This is a genomic window from Methylobacterium sp. CCH7-A2 (assembly GCF_001557075.1).
Taxonomy (GTDB): domain Bacteria; phylum Pseudomonadota; class Alphaproteobacteria; order Rhizobiales; family Beijerinckiaceae; genus Allobosea; species Allobosea massiliensis.
The window spans coordinates 1-2,050 of the sequence record NZ_LSKN01000261.1; the positions used below are offsets into that span (position 1 = coordinate 1).

The 2,050-nt window shown below is 61.5% G+C and carries 2 protein-coding genes and 3 pseudogenes; 2 read left to right on the forward strand and 3 right to left on the reverse strand.

Annotated features, from left to right (window positions below; all coding sequences use genetic code 11):
- Positions 1 to 138: 138 nt before the first annotated feature.
- Positions 139 to 426 (forward strand): annotated as a pseudogene (locus AX750_RS19720) (type IV secretory system conjugative DNA transfer family protein); the annotation flags it as partial.
- A gap of 276 nt (positions 427 to 702) precedes the next feature.
- Here the strand turns inward: AX750_RS19720 and AX750_RS26975 are convergent.
- The 3 genes and pseudogenes from AX750_RS26975 to AX750_RS27165 all read right to left on the reverse strand — a co-directional run bounded on the left by AX750_RS26975 (position 703) and on the right by AX750_RS27165 (position 1,796).
- Positions 703 to 1,094, reverse strand: a pseudogene (locus AX750_RS26975) (MucR family transcriptional regulator).
- A 69-nt stretch (positions 1,095 to 1,163) separates the two neighbouring features.
- Positions 1,164 to 1,394, reverse strand: a complete 231-nt coding sequence (locus AX750_RS26630) for a hypothetical protein (RefSeq protein WP_197432847.1) — start codon at positions 1,392 to 1,394, stop codon at positions 1,164 to 1,166.
- Between the two features lie 270 nt (positions 1,395 to 1,664).
- Complete coding sequence (locus AX750_RS27165) at positions 1,665 to 1,796, reverse strand: hypothetical protein (protein ID WP_348626293.1); 132 nt, start codon at positions 1,794 to 1,796, stop codon at positions 1,665 to 1,667.
- 41 nt (positions 1,797 to 1,837) lie between these two features.
- On the opposite strand from AX750_RS27165, the pseudogene AX750_RS19730 reads away from it, so the two are divergent.
- Positions 1,838 to 2,050: pseudogene (locus AX750_RS19730) on the forward strand (integrase core domain-containing protein); the annotation flags it as partial.

A 2,050-nucleotide genomic window follows, 5' to 3' on the forward strand; every position in this document is an offset into this window, starting at 1 on the left:
CAAAGCCGGCACGCGGTGGCTCTGCGAAGCTACACCACCAGCAGGGACACGACCTAGCGGAGGCCCGCCAATCCGCCCACGCGGGGTCGGTAGGCCCCCTTAAAAGCGGGCGAGAGTGCCCCCGTTTGGGGGCTCCGCCTCCAGGTTTTTGGCGTCAACGATCATGACAGCGCCCGCCTGGTCTCAGATCTCACCGGCCAAGAGACCGTCGTCTTCCAGACCATGAGCCGCGCGCTCGACGCCGAAAAGTCAGGAATCTCCTATGGCGAGCAGCACGTCGCCCGACCGCTAATGACGCCCGACGAGGTCCGCGACATGCATCCGACCAGGCAGATGCTCTTCATCGCCAACCAGCGGCCCATCGTCACCGGCAAGCTGCGCTACTTCGCCGATCGCGAGTTCGAAGGTCTGTTCGACCATGCCTGACTTAGCAATCGGACGAGCACGGGGGACTTCAAGCATGAAAATCAGGCGCTACGCGCCGGGAATTCCTGCATACGGCCCTCTGGCTCTTTACGGCGCTGTGACAGAACGCGTCCGCCTCGTGGCCAGTGTCGCAATCCAATGCGAGCGACTATCGCTATGCAAACCAATACTAAAAGCAACGTCAGCCAAGCCAAATTGATGTTCGATTGGTCTGTCGGATGCGATCGACACGCTCTATCTCCAGGGCTTGCCCCCGCTCGTGCGTTTGCGGCTCCCTTACGACCTAGCCCTATGATCTTTGCCAAAGCGGAGCGAGCGCTCCGCGTAGTTCGGAGCGACCATCAGATAATCAGCAGGCAAATTCCATTTTGCGCGATACTGGTCGGGCGTCAGACCGTAGCTCGCGCTCAGGTGCCGCTTCAGGGATTTGACGCCCTGCCATCCTCCAGACGGATGACGGCATTGGGCGTCACCGATCGGCGGATCGGCACGGCAGGAATCAGCGATTCCGCAGCAACGGGCGAAGGCGGACCCGCCAAGCTGGCGAGCGCGACATGGGTGCTCGCGATAAGGCGCGGCAGGTCGGCTGTCGGCAAATTATTGCGCTTCACATAGGCCGACACGATCGACGCCGTCAGCGCAATCAGCTCTTCATTGTTGTCAGACATCGGAATTCCTCGGCAATAGAAGGAACGCTGGCCTAGTCGAGCCGCGATTTCGATCTGGCTCGCTCATCGCTAGCCGATCCTCGTCAGTTGCGATAGAAAATCAGCCGCTGCTATGTCTCCGACCGGCTTCTCCTGACCCGACCCGGCCGTGTGTCGACACGCCCAGGGTTTGAGAATGGGCACACCGGCTGCCACAAAATGCGTCTCGTCGCCGCTGACCACGATCAGGTTGGCGACAGCGGCGGGGGGCGATGAAAAAGTCGAGCTGCCCGAAATTATGCCCGCGCCGGCGACCAGCATTTAAGATCCGCCAGCGCAGGATCACGTCCTCGGTAAGTGGAAACGTGCGACCGGCGAACAAAGGACGAAGGGTTTGCGCCAGCCAGCCGGAAACCACCGCGCGGCGCTCTGTATCGGGAGCCTGCTCGATCCCATAGCGGATCTCGGCGAAGGTCACCTCTGACACGAATTAAGTCTGTTTCGGCTGGGCCGACATAAAGTCGGCGACCGCCTGATCGGGCCGCGGCTTCCGCAGTTCCGACAGCACGTTGGTGTCCAGCAGAAAACCGTTCACACCTCGACCAAGCGACGCCCGGTATGGCGCTGTCGATCACGGTCATAGGATTCAGCTGAAACGATCGAGACCGCATCCTTGCCATGCAGCGTCACGCGCTCCGGCCCATGCTTTCGCGCGCGCTTCACGACCCGCTGAACCGCACCTTGGCATCCTGGAGCCGCCAGCGCTCACCGACACCGGGACCGAGCTGACATCGCGGGCAATCCTGCAATGGCAGGAGGATAGCGAGGTCGAGTGGCACTACATCGCGCCAGGCAAGCCGATGCAGAACGGGTTCGTCGAGAGCCTGAATGGTCGCTTCCGGGACGAATGTCTCAACGAGCACATGTTCCGCAACCTGCCGACCGCTCGCCGGCTGATCGAAGAATGGAGGATGGAC

Bases quoted from the DNA above. Each gene is read 5' to 3' on its own strand.
- AX750_RS26630 (WP_197432847.1), bottom strand. From the start codon at position 1,394: ATGCTGGTCGCCGGCGCGGGCATAATTTCGGGCAGCTCGACTTTTTCA.